The sequence below is a fragment of the Agrilactobacillus fermenti genome (assembly GCF_021030645.1).
Lineage (GTDB): Bacteria > Bacillota > Bacilli > Lactobacillales > Lactobacillaceae > Agrilactobacillus > Agrilactobacillus fermenti.
In genome coordinates, this window is record NZ_JACGCJ010000015.1 from 30,331 (window position 1) to 49,608 (window position 19,278).

A 19,278-nucleotide genomic window follows, 5' to 3' on the forward strand; every position below is an offset into this window, starting at 1 on the left:
TATTAATAAATTTAGGAAGAAGATTTTTTATGAACAAATTATTTGAAAGTAATAGAATTCAATTGCCTCATTGAGTGAGGAAGATGCGATTAGTTTTTCTAAATGGAGTGAAGATAGTGAATATTTAAGAGGGCTAGATACAGATTTCGCAAGGCCACGAAACGCAGAGTTTTATAAACATCAAATTCAGTCATTTGAAGATTCATCAGATATGATCCAATTTGGGCTGTATGTACCACAAGATCAACTACTATTCGGTTTTATTTCTCTTCACAGTATTGAATGGAATAATCAAATCGCTTCAATGGCAATCGGCATTGGTGAAGCAAAATATCGTAAAAATGGTTATGGTAGTGAAGTAATTCAATTACTGTTAAATTATGCATTTTATGAATTGAATTTGCACAAAGTTGAGTTGGATGTCATTTCTAATAATGATACTGCTATTTATTGTTACAAGAAAAATGGATTTGAAACTGAAGGCGTAGCAAAAGAAGCTATACGAAGAGATGATCAGCGTTTTGACAAGATATATATGGGCATATTAGCGAAAAGCTGGAAAGCATCAAAGACTAAATAAAAACAATCGGTTCTTGTAGAGTAATTAAATTGCTTGGTTTTTGTGAATTTGTTTCTTATAGAAATCTAAGTCACTAGGATCAATAAAATCGTGGGTTGCTCTAACAGATTTTTCCCAGATATTTAAGATTAAAGCGTAATCCGACATTGTTGCTAATTTGTTATTAAAAATAATATTTACCTATTTTCTTTCATTTTCGAATCTATGCTCAGTGTTTTTGTGTTAGTTAGTCTTAATTGTTTTTATTTTCCTTATGGGTGCGCTATACTGACTTCATCAAAGTGACGAGAGGGGTTTGTTTGCCATGTTAGATGTTAAGAATTCAATTGAACGGCTAGATTGGACCGTCAATCACCACTTTTTACACATTCAAGCGCAGCATGAATTTATGCGGGCCTGGGCAATACAATTTGAATTAGCTTACACTGATTTTCGAACGATTCAGATGGCGTTACAAAGTGATGGCAGCCATCATGAGTTATTAGCACGCTTTTCTTATGCTTATGAAGCCATCTATCCATATGAGTATGAATTTGCAGCGAATGGCTTAGCAGGTTTCAACGCCAAATTTGCTGATAAAATTGATGATTATAAGTCTGCTGTTGATAAATTTAATGATATTTTCAAAGAAGTGAAGGCTTTGAATCCAGCATGATCTGAAGATGAAGTAATAAGTTGCATAATTTTCACTTATAGTTTAATTTGAGATCAAATAAAGTTAGATTGACAAGATTCAGTAAAAAGTATTTGTTAAAGTACCTTGTAATTATTAATTGGAAACTAATGATTATGAGGTCTTTTAATAGCAAAATTCAGAAGCTATTATTTATTTCCTAGCAAGCTTCTGCTATAGTCGAACCAACTACTTACAATTTGGTGGTTATTAGTCATATAAATGTTGCTCTTATTATTTTGCGCTTCATTCTTATATTGAACTAATTTTAGCTTACTTTTTAAACCAAATGGAACCGTTGGAGATGTCGAATCGTGAAACAAGAGTCTTTATTTTCAAGCACTAACGATGATACGCCATTAGCTAACCGGGTACGGCCTAAGACATTGTCAGAATTTGTAGGACAGGCCCAATTACTGGGGGAAGGTAAGATTTTACGTGAGATGATTGAGCAGGATCAAATTTCTTCGATGATTTTTTGGGGGCCGCCTGGCGTGGGTAAGACAACGCTAGCTGAGATCATTGCCCGACAAACTCAAGCAAAGTTTTTAAGTTTTAGTGCCGTGGATAGCAGTATCAGTAAAATTAAAAAAATTATGCATCAAGCTGAAGCAGATCGTGAATTGGGACAAAAAACTATTGTTTTTGTAGATGAGATTCACCGTTTTAATAAGGCTCAGCAAGATGCTTTCTTACCATTTGTGGAGCGAGGCAGTATTATTTTGATTGGTGCAACGACTGAAAATCCTTCTTTTGAAGTAAATTCAGCTTTGCTTTCGCGATGCAAAGTCTTTGTTTTAAAATCGTTACAGCCAGCTGATATTGTTCAGCTGCTGACCAATGCTTTACACCATCCTGACGGCTTTGGCAAACAAACGATCAAGATTACCAAAGCCGAAATTCAAGCGATTGCTGATTTTGCCAGTGGTGATGCCCGGATGGCTTTGAATACGTTAGAGATGGCCGTTTTGAATGGCGAGCGTCAAGGCCAAACGATTACGATCACCGCAGCTGATTTACGTCAATTGATCAGTGCTAAATTTATGCAGTATGACAAAAATGGCGATGCGCATTATGATATAATTTCAGCATTACACAAATCTATGCGTAATAGTGATGTGGATGCAGCAATTTATTGGCTATCCCGTATGCTTGCTGGTGGTGAAGCACCCACCTATATTGCCCGGCGGCTGGTTCGTTTTGCCAGTGAAGATGTCGGTTTAGCAGATACAAATGCATTGAATGTTACGATTAATGTTTTTCAGGCCTGTCAATTCTTAGGTATGCCGGAATGTGATGTTCATCTAGTCGAAGCCGTAACTTATTTGGCGCTAGCGCCGAAATCAAATGCAATTTATGCAGCGCGACAAGCCGTTAAACCAGATGTCCAAGCAACCATTAATGAACCAGTACCACTACAGATTCGGAATGCACCGACTAAATTGATGTCTGATTTAGGTTACGGTAAAAATTATCAGTATGCCCATGATACCAAAGATAAATTAACCACCATGCAGACAATGCCTGCAAAGTTAATTGGACACATTTATTATGTGCCTACAGAGCAGGGCCATGAAAGTCGGTTCAAAACCCGTTTGGCACAAATTAAAGCGTGGCATCAAAAACATCCCCTAGATTCAAAGCACCCTAAAACTGACGATTAGTGAAGTGAAGGAAATTTAATGACATATATGTATTTACAGCCAGCACATCAATTGGATCTGGATCGTATCATGGCCATCATCCATAGCGCGCAAGCAACTATGGCAACAGATGGTGTGCATCAGTGGTTCAATGGTTATCCAGATCGAACTAATTTATTATCAGATATAGCCAAAGCACAGTTATATGAAATTATTTATCAGCAACAAATTGCTGGCGTACTTGCCATTCAGACCACACCTGAACCTAATTATGAAACGTTAAAGGGTGGTCACTGGCATAGCGATGCACCTTACGCTACGATTCATCGGCTGGCTATGCATCATGAGTTTGCTGGCCATCATCTTGGTAAAATGGCTATTGCTCATGCACTGACCCTAATTCGAAATCAAGGCATAATGCACGTGCGGATGGACACCCACCATGACAATAAACGGATGCAGTATTTAATGCGTCAGTTTGGGTTTGGACATCGTGGGACAATCCATATTCATGACCCACACGGTGATTTAGAAACAGAAGCCTATGAACTAAGTTTAAATTTATAAGCAGTTAGTCAACTTATTTGAAATAAATGGTGTACAATCTAAGTGAGGTGATTAGATGGCAAAAATTACAGTTTCTAATAGTGTTGTCGATTTACTAACGCGTAAGGGTATTGTTGATAAAACGTTGTTACTAGTGACGGATGACGGTGGTGGCGACTACTCACTACAAGGTGGGGCTTGTAGTATTGGTTCCAAGTTCTCGATTGTAGTTTTGGAGCAGCCGGATCCAGCCTATCCGATCAAGATGGCTAATAACGCTAATTTGAATTTATATACATCCAAATATGACTTGATGTTCTTTAGTAATGGTTTGAAAATGGATTTCAAAGATTATGCGATTATTTTAAAAGATGATTCGGGTATGTTGGATGGGTCAGTATTGATTGCCAATGGCCAGGAAATTTTAGATGCTTTTAAACAAGGCATTACGGCTAATGGTCAAAGTTGTTAGAATAAAGTTATAAAAAATGCGATTCAAGGGTCTAAACAGACTATGAATCGCATTTTTTAAATTATAATTGAAACTTGAAATTAATGTGCCAATCATTATTGCAACACAAAATAATCAATCGCCGTAGCGACACCATCTTGATTATTCGTTTTAGTTATAAAATCAGCCGCTGTTTTTGCAGCCACTGTACCATTACCCATGGCAACGCCTACGCCAGCATATTCTAGCATGGATAGATCATTAGCTTCATCACCAATCGCCATAACTTCACTAGCGTTGATGCCTAATTTTTCAGCCAGCTTGGCTAGCGTTTGGCCTTTACTAGCTGCAGGATTCATGGCTTCAAATACGGTTGGAATCGAGTGCAACAAAGTATATTGCTTAAAAGCAGATTTTGGAACTTTTGGTATGAAATGAGCTAGCTTATCAGGGTAGTCCACGTACATGATTTTTGCCAATTTTAGGTCAGGGTCAAGGTCGGCCAAAGTCACGTGGCGTAATGGCAGGTGAACCTTTTGGCTTTCGGCCACACTTAGCGGATGATCATGGGTCGTAAGTGTATAGGTGTAGTTGCGGTCCTGTGCAACTAAGTTCATATCATTAACTTGTGCTAAAGCCGCAAAAAATTTGAAATCATTAATTGTAAGCGTTTGTTCAATGAGGACTCGTTGTGAGTTATTTTCTTGAGCGGTTGCACCATTACTAGCAATGGTATAGTTGTCTTGATACCATAGGTCTAAAATTTCGAGTTGGGGCTGGATACCCGGTAGTGGGCGGCCTGATGTTAATACGATTTTTACTTGTTTTGCTTTTGCAGCTGCAATAGCTTTCTTAGTGGCTGCTGTAATTTGTAGCTTATCATTTAGTAATGTACCATCGATATCAATTGCAATTAATTTGATCATAGTAAAATTAAGCTCCTATGCATATTTTGATTGGGTTATGAGACTAATATATATTTTAGCAAATAGTACCGCTAAATAATTCGTGATTTAAAGGATAAGTTTATTCTTTGTCACAAGCAATATAAAACGGTAAAATGAATATAAGTTATTTTTTGTAAAGGAGTGGCGTCAATTGGCCAATATAAAACTTGTCTATGCTAGTATGGGTGGACGTAACGAACAGATTGCAAACTACTTACAGGAGTACCTTGAATCTCAAGGGGCAACTGTGGATAAGAGTGAGATCTCACAGACAGATGCCACTGATTTAGAAAATTTTGATGTTGGTATTGTTGTCACTTATACTTACCATGACGGTGACTTACCAGACGAAGCAGTTGATTTTTTTGAAGATCTGAAGCAACTAGATCTCCATGGTAAAATTTATGGTGTTGCTGGTTCTAGTTCCAAAAAACATCAGCATTTTGGCCGAGCTGTAGACTATTTTGATGCGGCCTTTCAACAAATTGGCGCTGTGAAGGGTGCTGAGAACGTTAAAATCAATGGGGATCCTGAGACCTCAGACCTAGACGATTTGCGTATGTTTGCCGATCAATTATTGAACGCATAGGAGGCAATTGAATTGAACGCAGATCATGAAGTGATTCAAAAAGTTAGTCGTGATTTAAAACAATCACGGTTACAATTTGAGTCGGGCAAGATTTTTAAGAATTTATCAGGTAGAATCGGGCATATTTTTGATGGTGTTGTCTATCGCAATAAGGTGACGCGGATGGACCTGCCTGAGGATGATGAAGCCGCCTTAGCGCGAATTCAAGCAGTTGCTGTTACAGCTAAACAAGCGGGAGAGCCTGTATTACTAGACGAAGATTTAGATTATCTGTTAGATCATTTAGCCGCTTTGAATCCACAGGTACGCGACAAGGGCGTTTATTTTTTGTTCAATGATTTATTACACATGCAGGCTTTCTCAGATAAGCAATTGCACTATGTAAAAGATACATTATTATCCGATGATTTCTTATTCTATCATATTTTAGAGCCACAAAATGATGGTGTCTTCAAACGATCCTTTAGTGTCTTGATCCTTTCAGCGCTATTGTATGCCGATCGGTCTACATATCATACTTTTTCAGACGCCGAACTTGTCGCAATTATTGACCGAGTGACCGCTTATATTGTTTTAGAAGCGGACGGCCGTGGCTATATTGGGACCAAGGGCTGGGGGCATGCTTATACTCATGTTGGCAATGTTTTTGACGAAATTATGGCTTCAGATTTGAATCGGGCCAATAAACTATTTTTCTTAACTGTTTTTCTTCAAGGCTACCGACATATGAGTGTTCCGCTCGTATTTGGTGAAGACCATCGATTGGCAATGACTTTCAGCTACTTAGCTAATCGAGATAATTTTTTTGCGGAGTATTTTCTAACTTTACTTAAAGATTGGCAAGCTAGTATTTTGTTGGTAAGACCACAGGAAAACGAAGCGTTTTGGAATCGGTGGTACAATCGTAATCGCTTATTGCAAGCCTTGATCGTACGCAATGACTTTCCAGATGCAATTATGGATTATCTGAATGAAATTGTGACCATGTATTAAATTTGGGTTCAAAAATAGTTATTAAAAGCACAGCGAAAAGGCCACTAAAATAGAATGATATCGGTACAATAAAAGCCTGAGACAAAAAATATTTTGCTTTCAGGCTTTTATTTAGCTGAGTTTGGTGGTAAATGGAGGCCTTGATGTTTTAGTTTCGGAAAGATATGGATATCAGCCCAGCCGATGATTGAACCTTGTAGGGCTAATGAAAATGCTGTGCCAATATTGATGGCGTAAAGCTGGTGCGTGATCAAGAAACAAAGTAACGAAACGAGCAAGGGCGGCATAAAGGAAACCCACATTGCGATTGCAGCATTACCTTTAAAAAAACGAAAGCGAATAATTTGCATGAAGTCGTCATTTGGATGCAGTAAAATGTTCACACGCTGATAAATGGAAACAGCGATTGCTATTAAAATAATACCGAAGCAATCCAATAAGATACGCAGTACTAAATCAAAACGCTGTAAATTAAGTAAATCGAATGTGTCCGCAAAAACACCAACCAAATAACTGAAAGGTACCATAAAAACAAAGTTATTCAAGATTCGTCTCGGCTCAATTTTCTGTAAAATAACAGCGTTGATGATGACAACAACAACGCCATAGATAATTAATAGCCACTTGAGATTAAAGTGAAGTAGATGACTTAAATTGACACCTGACGCCGTCCAAAGCGCACTCCCTAAATTCAGGCTAACAGTTAAACCATTTCCAGTTGCATTTAAGATGATGGATAAAATTAAAAAAGAAATACTTTGTGTTGCTGACAAGTGCATTGCCGATAAATGTTGTTTTTTCATTAATATTTGTCCCGTTATTTAATTTAGATGGTTTATGAGTTAAAAAACAATTGGTATAAAAGAATGAGAATCATGGTATAAGTACAATAATGAGATAATTACTCATTTAATTAAATAAAAATAATGTATTATGATTTTTATGTTGCGATTTTTGATTAAATAACATATAATTTGATTGATAATAAGTGCCATTACATTACTTATTATTTTGGGGTATAGGTTTTTAGAAAAGCAATATTTTCTATAGGGGTTAAATTTATGTGTTAAATTATTTTTGGCAAATTATAAAAATATATTTATAATTACCGATACTATGGATGGAGTGACAATGACAATGAAAATACTTGGTAGTAAGATCAAACATTATCGTCGTGATCTGGGATTATCACAAAAAGAGTTAGCTGAGGGGGTTTGTACTCAAGCAACCATTAGTTTGATTGAAAAACAGAACAAAGTTCCAAGCATTCGCATCTTACTCAGTATTTGTGAACGTTTAAATATTGAATTAGATGACATTATGGATTCTGAACGCAACGAAACTAAGACTTCGTTATCACAAACAAGGGAACTTGTAATTCGAGGCGATTTTGAAGCGGCTTTAACCTTGATCAATCAGTTAAACGTTAATGAAATTCTAGATATGGTGCAATTAAAACAATATTATACTATCAAAGGTATTATTCAGTTATTACGCGATCAAAATCCGGATAAGGCTATTTTTTCCTTTAACCAGACATTAAGCCACTATACACCGACAACTTCAATCTATGATCTAGAGGCTGTTGCTGGTTTGGTATTGGCATATATTGATAAAAATGACTTAGAAGACGCTTTAAGTTATGTGAAACAGTTACAAAAAATGTTAAGCAATCATACTGAAACATATCAATTGGACAATGATACTAAGATTTTTGTAGATTATGCGATGGGTATTGCTTTATTCAAAGCTGGCCGCAAGCACGATGCTATCAAATATATTGATCAAGGTATTGAAATTGCCAAGGCAAAGCAAACTCTAGTTTTTCTAGCCATTTTTTATGGCCTAAATGCTTTTTGTGATGATATCACTGCCGCTAAGAACAAAATGATTGCCTGTGCATTAGCAGAGATCGTTCATTTGGATTTGGCTAAATTATTATTTAGCCAAGAATTAGAAATCAAAAAATGGGTCAAGTTTGCTTGATGTTTTTACAATAGCAAGAACAAGAATGTAATAAAAAAATTTAGTGTTCGGAATGATGAGAGGTCGGAGACAATTTTGTCTTCGACCTCTCATTCGTGGTACCTATATAATGGCTTAATAATAAGTCAAAGTTCTTATTTTTGAGGACCCTTGATCGTGCTTTTCTTATTCACAACATCTAAAGCGGGCTTGTTTTCCAAATCGGAACGGACGACCAAGACGTCACAATTTGCTGAACGTGTGACAAATTCAGTTACGGATCCAATCAATAACCGCTCAACAGCGTTGAGACCAGTAGCCCCGATCATGATTAAATCGATGCCATTGTCTTTGGGAAAATCACGCCCGATGATTGTTTTTGGTGCCCCATATTCGATGCTATATGAAACATCATCTAAACCGGCTTGATTAGCAGTTTTAACATATTCTTCCATTGTACTTTTGGCAGTCTGTGTGACTTGTTCAACCATCGCTGAGTCAAAACTGGAAACATTTTGAAAAGCTCGCGTATCAATGACGTGAATTAAGTAAAGGTGTGCCTGGTTACGTTTGGCAACTTCTACTGCCTTTCGGAAAGCCAGTTCAGCTTCATAAGAACCATCTACAGCCACAAGAATTTTTTTATATTGTTGTAACACAAAAATCACCCCTTCGATCGTTACGATCTTATTTATCTTTATTGTACAACAAATTTGGATGTAAAGGCTTTTTTTATTACATCAATTTACCAATACTTACAGCAAAAAATGCCACAATGAAGCTGGCCAATAATAACGGAATAACTTGTAGTTTTGGCTGACCAACGAATAATAAAATAACACTGACTAAGATAATTAATAAGAGCGCGTAGGCTGTTATTTGCATCGTTCGTTTGAGTACTGGTTCGTCAGTCATTGAACGGCCCAAAAAATTAGTATGACTATGGCGCAGTAAATAGATGGCTAATGCAGCAACAACGATCAGAAAAATAAGTATGGCAATGGTGATCAACATAAAATAACTCCTTATAAAGATAAATGTTCATATCGAATTTCAATTATTGCAAAAATAAAAAGCCGGAACAAAACGCAAATTTTGTCCCGACCTCTATAAAGCTCAACGCTTTATGTGATAACTAGTGGTGCCGGTTCGTATATTCCCTTGTGTTGAACCCGCTATTCACTAAAGCGAGTGGATGGTTAACTTCTTAATCAGGATCCTCGTGAAAAGGCATGCCAATCATCGATAGTATAGCCACCCTAATGTAGAATTACTTGATCGGTCAACCATAAGTGGGAAAAGTCGTACACCTTAGTAACCACATCTTTAATTTATCATACTTAGGTGGGACGTGCAAGAAAACGCTTCGAATATGGTCAAGTTCGCCTTAAATTTGATCCAATAGTTTTTTGATTTTTTCATATTGCTGCTTGAAAGCTTGTTCATATTTACCATTAGTTTTGGGTTCATAATATTGCCGATGTTTTAATTTATTTGGTAAATATTGTTGTGGCGTAAAATCACCGGGGAAATTATGTGGGTATTGGTATGTCGTACCATGACCCAAAGCCTTAGCACCGGCATAGTGGGCATCTTTTAAGCTAGCAGGAACTTCGCCCATTTGTCCATTATGAATATCTGCAAGTGCAGCATCTACAGCAGCCATGCCTGAATTTGATTTCGGCGAGAGACATAATTCGATGACGGCATCGGCTAGGGGAATGCGTGCCTCGGGTAATCCTAACCGTTCGGCGGCTTGAACAGCAGTTACGGTTCGAGCGCAGGCTGGTAGATTTGCCATGCCGATATCTTCATAAGCAATAACCATTAAACGCCGCATAATACTTGTCAGATCGCCAGCCTCAATCAAACGTGCTAAGTAGTGTAGGGCAGCATCAGTGTCACTACCACGAATTGATTTTTGAAACGCAGAGATCACATCGTAATGAGCATCACCATCTTTATCGTGGGAAAATGATTTTTTCTGTAATGTTTCTTCAGCTGCTTTTAAATCGATTTGAATATTACCATCAGCATCAGGCGTTGTTGATAAGACCGCTAGTTCTAGTGCGTTTAAGGCACTCCGTAAATCACCATTGGTGGCCTCAGAAAAATGAGCTAAGGCTTCCGATGAGAGTGTCACATGATAGGTGCCTAACCCATGCTTAGTATCGTTTAAAGCACGCGTGAGTGCTGTTTGAATATCAGCCGGAGTTAAAGGCTTTAGCTCAAAAATTTGTGTACGGCTGCGGATTGCTGGGGAGATATTGATGTAGGGGTTTTCCGTGGTTGCACCAATCAAAATGATACGGCCGCTTTCTAAATGGGGTAATAAAAAATCCTGTTTGCTTTTGTCTAAACGATGAATTTCATCAAGTAATAAGATAACCGTGCCACTAATTTTGGCTTCTTCGGCGACAATTTGAAGATCTTTTTTTGTGTTGGTCGCCGCATTTAACATTCTAAAAGCATATTTAGTGCTGCCGGCAATGGCACTAGCAATACTAGTTTTGCCGATACCGGGTGGGCCATATAATATCATTGAAGACAGCATTTTGGCCTGGACCATACGGTAAATGATCTTACCTGGGCCAACTAAATGCTGCTGCCCAACAATTTCAGCAATGTTTGTCGGGCGCATTCGATAGGCAAGTGGTTTTTGCATGATTTCTCCTTTGATTATTAATGTACAAGTGATTTCTGGGAAGTTATAATGAAAACTATAGTACCAGAGGGGTGAAGGGATGCTAACAAATATTGGCGAGACGATCATTGATTTAAAATTACAACAGCAACTTAATTATGCCAGTCTCAGTATTAAAAAAAATATTCAATTTGTGCAATTTACTGAGGCAAAAGCAGCTCTGCCTGAGATAGCAAAAATTAAGGCATTGGTGCATGAAAACTATAGTCACTTAGGGCACCAGGACACCCAGTTACTATTAGAAACTGATTTTTTTACTGATGAAGCCAAAACAATGGCACAATTGAAAGCATTGGACGATGTTATTGATCGACAGTTGGCTCAAGATGTCTATCAATGGCCTTTAAGTTATTTACCGCAGGATTTTGGACAATCAGCTAATCATAATACACCATTTGAAGCTTCACAGACAGCCGTTCGTTTTGCTTTGCCAGAAATTTTGCTCAGATCTTTATATGGACGTCTAGGTAGTGAATACGATAGTTACCGTGCATTCAAGGATGCCTGTTATTTACATATTGCCAAAAATATGGTTGCTGAGCTAGCAACGTTGACTTATTTTTTTGCGGCTACTCCAATATTTGATCAAGCTAATAGTCGTTTAAAACGTTCAGCTTTTCAAGCGGAGTTATATTTAGATGGGGCGCTTTTTAATAGTTTAACAAATTATCGACAGGCAATCCGACAAGCGGCTAAATTGGCACAACCTAAATTGTTGAACAGTCCTATTTTCTTACGGCCAGCAGCCGGAGATCCTGAATTTAAACAGGGGATTCAGTTCATTGAACTTAGGGGCTTAGATCTTCAACCTAATGTGGTGGATGGTATTTTTGAATATCAGCTGCAATTAGTCAAAATTGCGTTGCTAAATGCGTTTGTTAGTCCTGAAGCGACCACGGTGCATATTCAAACAAAATTGAAACACTGGCGAGCACTGGTCGGTGAAGATCCCTTGGTTGCCAGTGCTTATCAAGATGACTTAGTTAACGCAATTTCAAGTTTGAGTTATTTTAATGACAAGTATTTAAAAAACCATGGTTATCAGAATCTATTAACCCGGTTAATTGCGACTGCACGTCAAAATAATCAGTTACAAGCTTATCAAGTCGCCCAATCTTATTCCAATATTGGTGCATTGGCTTTTGGCAAGACAGTTGCGCAAAAGAATAAACGCATTACACGGAATAACGGTTTCTCATTGCGTGGCTATTCTGAAAAGACCTTGTCAGTGCAACATCTTTTAAGCAGTGTGCTTAAGTTTGGGGTACACTATCACTTTTTGAATGATATGACCGACATGCTGGCTTTGCGGTTGGGGCATCATTTAGAATACGTGGCACAGGGGCAAAAAACAAGCCAAAATTCGGCCACTTTAGCGGCGCTTTTGGCAGATCCAATTGCATTAAGCCAAACACTTGCCAGTGTTGTTGCCATACCCAAGAGAATTGTTACGGATTCTTGGACGCAAGCACAGCAACAATTTAAGCGTCGTTTTGCGAACAATGGGGTGATCATTCAACCATTGCATCAAGCAGACAATCAATTTGGCGAACATTTTTTTGCTGAACCGATTTCAGAGCAACGATTTAAGCAGGCCTATCTTGAAGCAGAAGATGTTGACGCTCATGTGATGGTAACTGCTTATGTACCCGGGTCGATTTATGATTTCTACATTTGTGATGGTCAGGTTCAAGCTGTGATAGAGAAAGTACCAGGTAATGTGATTGGTGACGGAATCAGCACGATAGCTGAGTTGATTATGCAAAAAAATGATCACGCTGACCGAGGCCGTTGGGAACAAACCCCCTTTGTCACGCTGCAAGCTACAGCTGAAGTAAAGGCAATGTTAACGCGCCAAAATATGACACTTGACACCATTCCAGAACGAGGCGTTCAAGTGCTATTGAGCCAGCAAACAGGTCGACACTATGGTGGCGAAACGATGATCGTTACCGCAGAAATAGACACGAGTTATCTTAAGTTAGTTGAAAAAGTAGCTGCACACATTCAATTGCGGCATGGGACGATGAAACTAGTCATTGATAATATCTATGCCCCTTATCAGGCTAGGTCACAGAACGCTATCTTATTGGCTGCCTCAAGCACACCTAATTTAATTGCTTTTGATTATCCAGCCAGGGGCAAAGCAGCGCAGTTAAGTGATCAATTGATTCAGACTTTATTCAAATCAGAACTTTTATTGGAGAAATCACATGATAACACTAGATGATTTTGAGATCTTTCAAGACCCAACATTGGCTGGAAGATTAGCAAAAATCAAGCAAACATTAGATCCAAAATTTGAAGTGATCGGTAGTCAATTTGTCGATGCTTTTAAGCTTAAAACACAACGACCATTTTATTTGCATATTGCAAAACATTTACGGCGGCATAAAAATCCACCACCAGATACTTGGCTAGCAATTAGTGAAGGGACTCGCGGCTATAAAATGATGCCGCATTTTGAAATTGGCTTATGGCCGGACAAACTATTTGTTTGGTTAGCTTTACTGTCTGAAGTTCAACAAAAGGCATATTACGGACAGCAATTGCAAAAATTACAACAAAGTCCTAATTTATTTGATTCAAAGTTAACGTTGTCTAAAGATCATACGCAAGCTGAGTTCTTACCACTAACGCCTAAAAATTTTACCAGTGTGCAGCAACGATTCGCTAAAACAAAAAAAGGGGAGTTTTTAATAGGTCATCTTATTCCAAAAACTGATCCAATGTTTCAAGATAAAAGACAGCAGGAAGAATTTTTAAAGTCCGAGTTGAATCGATTGCTAAATATCTATGAATCAATTATTATCAGGTAAATATATTTTGGAGGCATCTTTATGACAGAATATCCTAAAAAATACGGGCTCAAGACATTGTTGATCATTTTGATTCCTGTCTTTGAGCTTGGATTAGGGAATTTGATTGGGTATATTAAGCCGTTACGAGAGAATCCGACTTGGGCAAGTTTTGTCAATTGGTTAATTTTTTTAGCTGCTTTTATTATTATTATTATTATGTTTAAGCCGTTATTTAAAAGAGATTGGGCTATTTATCGAACTCATATCTGGCGAAACTTGCTGTTAAGTATTCTTGGCGCCGTTATATTAACTTTTATTTTACAATTTGTTCGCAGTGGATTAAATTTACTCAGTGTGGCGCCTAAATTCAACTTTTTAACTGCTGCGGATCCTGGAAAGATCACAGCTGTACCATTATGGGCCCAATTACTGCAAGTGACGTTGCCGCTAATGGCACCCTTTGTAGAAGAAGTTATTTTTAGACATTTACTGTTTTATCGTGTCAAGCCAATTGGACTTAAATGGCTCATGTTTTTTGTTTCCGCAGTCTTATTTGGTTTGGTTCATTGGAACAATTTTAATGGTCAAGTATTACAAATGATTCCTTATATGTTCATTGGTATGTATTTTGCCTTAATTTATCAATTTACGAAGACCATTTGGGGTTCACTTTCGGTTCATCTAATCTTTAATGGCAGTAATGCAATCTTAATGGCTTTTGGGATGATTGCAGCACAGTTTGCACATTAACATGGTTTTGAAAGTAAAAAAGTAAAGCACACAAAAAGCGCGATGCAAAATGCATCACGCTTTTTTGATAGAACCAAACTAAAATTAAAGAATTTGGTTATAGAATTCAACGACTAATGATTCATCGATATCAGGTTCCATTTCATCACGTTCTGGTAAACGGACAAGCGTCCCTGTTTTTGCATTGTCATCAAATGAAACATATGGTGGCCGTGCAACAGTTGCTTCAAGAGAAGCATTAACGATATCTAAGTTTTGTGAGCGTTCACGTAGACCGATCACTTGGCCAGGTTGTACTTCATAAGAAGCAATATCCACACGTTTGCCATCAACAGTAACATGGCCGTGGTTCACAAGCTGACGTGCTTGTGGCCGAGTGCTGGCAAATCCAAGGCGATAAACAACGTTGTCTAGACGTTCTTCAAGTAAGATCATGAAGTTAACACCATGCTTACCTTCCTTGATTTTACCGGCGCGAACGAAAAGATTTCTAAATTGGCGTTCATTTAAACCGTACATTAAACGTAACTTTTGCTTTTCGCGTAATTGTGAACCATATTCAGAAATTTTCCGACGACTATTAGGACCATGGTCACCAGGTGCATAAGGGCGACGAGCTAATTCTTTACCAGTGCCAGAAAGAGAAATGCCTAAACGGCGAGATAATTTCCAGCGTGGGCCAGTATAACGAGACATAAATAAATTCCTCCAAATTTTTATTGGAGTAAAATAATTCATTATAAACTTAACAGTCGTACAGTTGATGTTACAATCTTCACCTTTGCAGCACCTAAGGCTACACAATTGAACGTTATTGAGTACACTTTGAAGTGTAGTGCCAACAACTGTTGACGGCTCTGCCGTTTACTGCTGCATTATTTTACACAAAGAGTAGTGTAACACCATATGGGTTTAAATAGCAAGGTGAGCCATCAATTTATGAACAAATGTTATCAAGAGCGCCTCATCATCAGCAGTAAAACGATCGAATTCAGGAGAATCAATATCTAAGACCCCATAGCCTTGTCCAGCTTTGATTAAAGGTATGACAAGTTCAGAATTACTAGCACTGTCGCAGGCGATGTGACCAGGAAAGTCATGAACATTAGCAACGCGCGTAACACTTTGCTGCTGAAAGGCAGTACCACAAACGCCAGTACCATTTTTAATATGCATACACGCTACTTTTCCCTGAAAAGGACCTAAATCTAGTGTGTTAGTTTTATGATTAAATAAGTAAAAACCAACCCAATTGATATCTTTCAAGGATTGCATTAGTAGGGCTGAAGCATTGGCTAAATTGGTAATGGAATTTGTTTCGTCAGTTAACAAAGCATCAATTTGTTCAGGTAGTAGTGCCAAAGTTGTGTCCGTCATGGGCTTCATCCTCACGTATTATTATGATAAATTCAATAGTAGCTATGTTTTGAACGTTAACATCTGGTATAATTTGATATGTATTGTAATCGGAAAATGAATTTTCTGCAAATTTTTTGTAATTATGGCTCAAGGATGTGCGATGTTATGTGGTATTTTCTAGTGGCAGTGGTTGTAATTGTACTTGTCACTTTGATTGTTGTGATGTTTCAAACGAATGCCAATCGTAAACGGATTCGTATTTTAGAAACGCGTCAATTAGAGTTGGCGAATCATCCACAAGATGACAAAATGACTAAAATAGAAACACTCGACCTCAGTGGGGAAAGCCTAAAAAATTATCAAAAGTGGTCAGGTGCGTATCATAAATTAACGACGGACGAGTTCAATAAAATTGACCAGTCGCTTCAGGCTGCCACGGACAATAATACGTTTGCCCATTTTCTTAAGAGTAAGCAAGTCATCACAGAAATCGAAAATGATTTGTCTAACGCAGAGAAACAGATGGCCGACATTTCAGCAGCTTTTGATACGATATTAACACGTGCAAAAGCAAATCAGTCTAGAAATATGGCTTTGGTTAAGCAATATGAGCAATTACGCAAGCAACTGTTGACGCAGTCATTTGCTTTTGGCCCTGCGATTGACAAATTAGAAGCAGCCTTAGCGGCCATTGGTAAAAGTTTTGATTTAGCTGACACAGCGAAAGCCAAAGGCGATTATCTGGAGGAACAGTCTGCCTTAGATCAAGTTGAGAAACAGATTGAAGCCTTGGATGCGAACTTAATTGAAACAAGGCCACTATTTGCACAGATCATGAATGAATTTACGCCGCAGTTAGACGAGCAACAAAAGGGCTTTAATGTATTACATAAACAATCTTTTCGATTTGCAGGTATCGATATACCTGGGGAAATTGCTAAACTGCGTAAGTATCAAGAGGGGACATTACTTGCAATAAAAAATTTGGAACTAAAAACAGCTAAGACGCGTAATGGTGAACAAAAACAGACCATTGACCACCTATATGATGTGATGCAAACTGAAATTGACAGTCAGACTTTTGTAAATGAGCAACAGGATAAATTAACACGCTTTTTCGCCCATGCGCAGCGACAAAATCAAAATTTACGGCGCGAGTTGGACCACCTAGATAAGAGCTACGTGCTAAATGATCATGAGGTGGCTGATGCCGAAAAATTAGGTAAACAATTAAGTGAACTGCAAAATCAGTTTGATGCAGATGTTCAAGGCATGGTTGAAAAGAAGGTTATTTATTCAGAATTGGCAGCACATTTTAAACATTATCAAACAGCGCTCCAAACAATTGAAAAGAGTCAAGTAAACATTCACGAAAAAGTTTCGGGGTTATATGAAGGTGAGAAAGTCGCAGATAATAGTGCGAAACAATTTGAAGTCACTTTAAGAAATATCAAACGGCGTGTGAGTCAATTCAATTTACCGGGCTTGCCTAAAAAATACTTAGATTTCTTTTTTGTTGTATCTGATGAAGTCAATCAGTTAAAGTCTGATTTAAACCAAGTGAAAATTGATTTGGATCAAATTACAAAACAACTGATTTTGATTCAAGATGATCTCGATAAGTTAAAGCAACAAAGTGAAGACTTAATTGACTCAGCTACTCTAGGTCAGGCAATGTTGCAGTATGCTAATAAACTAAAGGCTGACCGGCCAGAAGTACAAACAGCGATTGACTCAGCTACGGATTTATTTGAACACTATGACTATCCAACTGCGTTGGATCGAATCGCCACGGTGGTTGAACAAATCGAGCCTGGGACATATAAAAAAATTGAAGATAGTTACTATGCCAATAAAGACGATGCACTAGGCTAGTATGCTGACTGCGATTTGACTGATGAATTGAAAAGTTTGAAACAGACGGCAGGTTTGTTTTCGGGCTTTTTTATTTGTAAATAATTTATGTTAAACAGATCGTCTGATTGGAAGTTGTTATTTTTGGTTTTTTTGTTATACTTTTGTAAGTGAAAAATGACAGAAGTCTCTGTTGCTAGTAATATTTCACGGAGATGAATCGAATTTGATAACATTGAAAATGGTTAATGGACATTGAAGAGGGACAAACATGATTTATTTTGACAATAGTGCCACAACTAAAATTGATGACTCAGTTTTACAAACTTATGTGAAAGTGAGTCAGAGTTTTTTTGGAAATCCATCGAGCTTGCATCGTGTAGGCGAACAAGCAAATACAATTTTACAACAATCGCGCCAGCAGATTGCGGACTTAATGCATGTTTTACCAGAAGAGATTTATTTTACAAGTGGTGGCACTGAGGGCGACAATTGGATCATCAAAGGTACTGCTATGGAAAAGGCCCCCTTTGGCAAGCATATTATCACCTCTCAAATTGAACATCCGGCTGTGATCAACTCTATGAAACAGTTAGAGCGTCTCGGTTTTGAAATCACTTATTTACCAGTGGACCACGCTGGGTTTGTAAATCCTAAAACGCTAGCACAAGCAATTCGGCCGGATACAATTTTAGTATCGATCATGGCTGTAAATAATGAAATTGGTGCGATTCAGCCAATTCATGAAATCGCCCATGTTTTGGCTGATTACCCCTCTATTCATTTTCATGTGGACGCTGTGCAGGCTATTGGTAAAAACTTAGATCAATTGTTACATGAGCCACGCATCGATTTTTTGACTTTTTCTGGACATAAGTTTCATGCGCCACGAGGTATTGGCTTTGTCTATGCTAAAAAACATCGACTTTTACAGCCATACATGACTGGCGGCGGCCAGGAAAAAGATATGCGTTCGGGTACAGAGAACACACCGGCCATTGCTGCCATGGCACGTGCATTGCGTCTTGTTAAAACGGATGAAGCTAAAAAGGCCGCTGCACAAGCAGCCATTAAAAAGTATTTAGTAACCGAAATTAGTAAAATGCCTAATATTCGGATCTTCTCACAAATGAACGATCAATTTGCACCGCATATTTTATGCTTTAGTATTTTAGGCGTTCGGGGTGAGACTATCGTTCACGCTTTTGAAGACAAGGATATTTATATTTCGACCACAAGTGCCTGTTCTTCAAAAAAAGGCGAAGAGTCTAGCACGCTTAAAGCAATGGGCACACCTAAGACAATTGCAGAAAGCGCAGTACGGGTGAGTCTGGATGAACATAATACGATGGCAGAAGCCCGTGACTTTGTGGCAGCTTTTCACGAAATTTATCATCATTTTGAAAAATTATACGCATAAAAA

Annotated in this window: 20 protein-coding genes; 13 read left to right on the forward strand and 7 right to left on the reverse strand. The window is 38.0% G+C overall.

Annotated elements, in window-relative coordinates:
- The first annotated feature begins 70 nt into the window (after positions 1–70).
- The 5 genes from FHQ08_RS06970 to FHQ08_RS06990 all read left to right on the forward strand — a co-directional run bounded on the left by FHQ08_RS06970 (position 71) and on the right by FHQ08_RS06990 (position 3,914).
- The gene (locus FHQ08_RS06970) at positions 71–580 is read left to right on the forward strand and encodes a GNAT family N-acetyltransferase (RefSeq protein ID WP_230913678.1); all 510 of its coding nucleotides are present in this window, start codon (positions 71–73) and stop codon (positions 578–580) included.
- A gap of 304 nt (positions 581–884) precedes the next feature.
- A complete protein-coding gene (locus FHQ08_RS06975; RefSeq protein WP_230913679.1) occupies positions 885–1,235 on the forward strand; it encodes a hypothetical protein in 351 nt (116 codons plus the stop codon).
- A gap of 332 nt (positions 1,236–1,567) precedes the next feature.
- Entirely contained in the window at positions 1,568–2,917 is a 1,350-nt protein-coding gene (locus FHQ08_RS06980; protein WP_230913680.1) for a replication-associated recombination protein A, read from the forward strand.
- 18 nt (positions 2,918–2,935) lie between these two features.
- Positions 2,936–3,463 (forward strand): GNAT family N-acetyltransferase, encoded by a 528-nt coding sequence (locus tag FHQ08_RS06985; protein WP_230913681.1) that lies wholly within the window; start codon positions 2,936–2,938, stop codon positions 3,461–3,463.
- Positions 3,464–3,518: 55 nt separating this feature from the next.
- On the forward strand, positions 3,519–3,914 hold the full coding sequence (locus tag FHQ08_RS06990; protein ID WP_230913682.1) for an iron-sulfur cluster biosynthesis family protein: 396 nt from the start codon (positions 3,519–3,521) through the stop codon (positions 3,912–3,914).
- A 95-nt stretch (positions 3,915–4,009) separates the two neighbouring features.
- Here FHQ08_RS06990 and FHQ08_RS06995 read toward each other — a convergent pair whose 3' ends face one another.
- Positions 4,010–4,819: a Cof-type HAD-IIB family hydrolase gene (locus FHQ08_RS06995; protein ID WP_230913683.1), complete on the reverse strand. Its 810-nt coding sequence runs from the start codon at positions 4,817–4,819 to the stop codon at positions 4,010–4,012.
- Between the two features lie 172 nt (positions 4,820–4,991).
- Between FHQ08_RS06995 and FHQ08_RS07000 the strand changes: the two genes are divergently transcribed.
- Positions 4,992–5,429 (forward strand): flavodoxin, encoded by a 438-nt coding sequence (locus FHQ08_RS07000; RefSeq protein ID WP_230913684.1) that lies wholly within the window; start codon positions 4,992–4,994, stop codon positions 5,427–5,429.
- A 12-nt stretch (positions 5,430–5,441) separates the two neighbouring features.
- Complete coding sequence (locus FHQ08_RS07005; protein WP_230913685.1) at positions 5,442–6,422, forward strand: DUF2785 domain-containing protein; 981 nt, start codon at positions 5,442–5,444, stop codon at positions 6,420–6,422.
- 107 nt (positions 6,423–6,529) lie between these two features.
- Here the strand turns inward: FHQ08_RS07005 and FHQ08_RS07010 are convergent, their stop codons facing one another.
- Positions 6,530–7,225, reverse strand: a complete 696-nt coding sequence (locus FHQ08_RS07010; RefSeq protein ID WP_230913686.1) for a hypothetical protein — start codon at positions 7,223–7,225, stop codon at positions 6,530–6,532.
- Between the two features lie 328 nt (positions 7,226–7,553).
- Here FHQ08_RS07010 and FHQ08_RS07015 point away from each other — a divergent pair, with 328 nt between their 5' ends.
- Positions 7,554–8,408, forward strand: a complete 855-nt coding sequence (locus tag FHQ08_RS07015) for a helix-turn-helix domain-containing protein (protein WP_230913687.1) — start codon at positions 7,554–7,556, stop codon at positions 8,406–8,408.
- A gap of 134 nt (positions 8,409–8,542) precedes the next feature.
- Here the strand turns inward: FHQ08_RS07015 and FHQ08_RS07020 are convergent, their stop codons facing one another.
- The 3 genes from FHQ08_RS07020 to FHQ08_RS07030 form a co-directional block, all read right to left on the reverse strand.
- Positions 8,543–9,046 carry a universal stress protein gene (locus FHQ08_RS07020; RefSeq protein ID WP_230913688.1) on the reverse strand — a complete coding sequence of 168 codons (504 nt, stop codon included), beginning with the start codon at positions 9,044–9,046 and terminating at the stop codon, positions 8,543–8,545.
- 76 nt (positions 9,047–9,122) lie between these two features.
- A complete protein-coding gene (locus tag FHQ08_RS07025) occupies positions 9,123–9,401 on the reverse strand; it encodes a hypothetical protein (protein ID WP_230913689.1) in 279 nt (92 codons plus the stop codon).
- A gap of 373 nt (positions 9,402–9,774) precedes the next feature.
- Positions 9,775–11,052, reverse strand: a complete 1,278-nt coding sequence (locus FHQ08_RS07030; RefSeq protein ID WP_230913690.1) for a replication-associated recombination protein A — start codon at positions 11,050–11,052, stop codon at positions 9,775–9,777.
- A 79-nt stretch (positions 11,053–11,131) separates the two neighbouring features.
- Between FHQ08_RS07030 and FHQ08_RS07035 the strand changes: the two genes are divergently transcribed.
- The 3 genes from FHQ08_RS07035 to FHQ08_RS07045 are packed head-to-tail and all read left to right on the forward strand — an operon-like array spanning position 11,132 to position 14,642.
- A complete protein-coding gene (locus tag FHQ08_RS07035; protein WP_230913691.1) occupies positions 11,132–13,321 on the forward strand; it encodes a hypothetical protein in 2,190 nt (729 codons plus the stop codon).
- Positions 13,305–13,910 carry a DUF1054 family protein gene (locus tag FHQ08_RS07040; protein WP_230913692.1) on the forward strand — a complete coding sequence of 202 codons (606 nt, stop codon included), beginning with the start codon at positions 13,305–13,307 and terminating at the stop codon, positions 13,908–13,910. The genes FHQ08_RS07035 and FHQ08_RS07040 overlap by 17 nt, the downstream gene beginning before the upstream one ends.
- Positions 13,911–13,931: 21 nt before the next feature.
- The gene (locus FHQ08_RS07045) at positions 13,932–14,642 is read left to right on the forward strand and encodes a CPBP family intramembrane glutamic endopeptidase (RefSeq protein ID WP_230913693.1); all 711 of its coding nucleotides are present in this window, start codon (positions 13,932–13,934) and stop codon (positions 14,640–14,642) included.
- An 84-nt stretch (positions 14,643–14,726) separates the two neighbouring features.
- Here the strand turns inward: FHQ08_RS07045 and rpsD are convergent, their stop codons facing one another.
- Both rpsD and FHQ08_RS07055 read right to left on the reverse strand, forming a co-directional pair.
- Positions 14,727–15,338 carry a 30S ribosomal protein S4 gene (rpsD, locus tag FHQ08_RS07050; RefSeq protein WP_230913694.1) on the reverse strand — a complete coding sequence of 204 codons (612 nt, stop codon included), beginning with the start codon at positions 15,336–15,338 and terminating at the stop codon, positions 14,727–14,729.
- Positions 15,339–15,554: 216 nt separating this feature from the next.
- Positions 15,555–16,019 (reverse strand): GAF domain-containing protein, encoded by a 465-nt coding sequence (locus FHQ08_RS07055; protein WP_230913695.1) that lies wholly within the window; start codon positions 16,017–16,019, stop codon positions 15,555–15,557.
- A gap of 147 nt (positions 16,020–16,166) precedes the next feature.
- Between FHQ08_RS07055 and FHQ08_RS07060 the strand changes: the two genes are divergently transcribed.
- Both FHQ08_RS07060 and FHQ08_RS07065 read left to right on the forward strand, forming a co-directional pair.
- Entirely contained in the window at positions 16,167–17,876 is a 1,710-nt protein-coding gene (locus FHQ08_RS07060) for a septation ring formation regulator EzrA (protein ID WP_230913696.1), read from the forward strand.
- Positions 17,877–18,126: 250 nt separating this feature from the next.
- Positions 18,127–19,275 carry a cysteine desulfurase family protein gene (locus tag FHQ08_RS07065; protein ID WP_230913697.1) on the forward strand — a complete coding sequence of 383 codons (1,149 nt, stop codon included), beginning with the start codon at positions 18,127–18,129 and terminating at the stop codon, positions 19,273–19,275.
- The last annotated feature ends 3 nt before the right edge of the window (positions 19,276–19,278 follow it).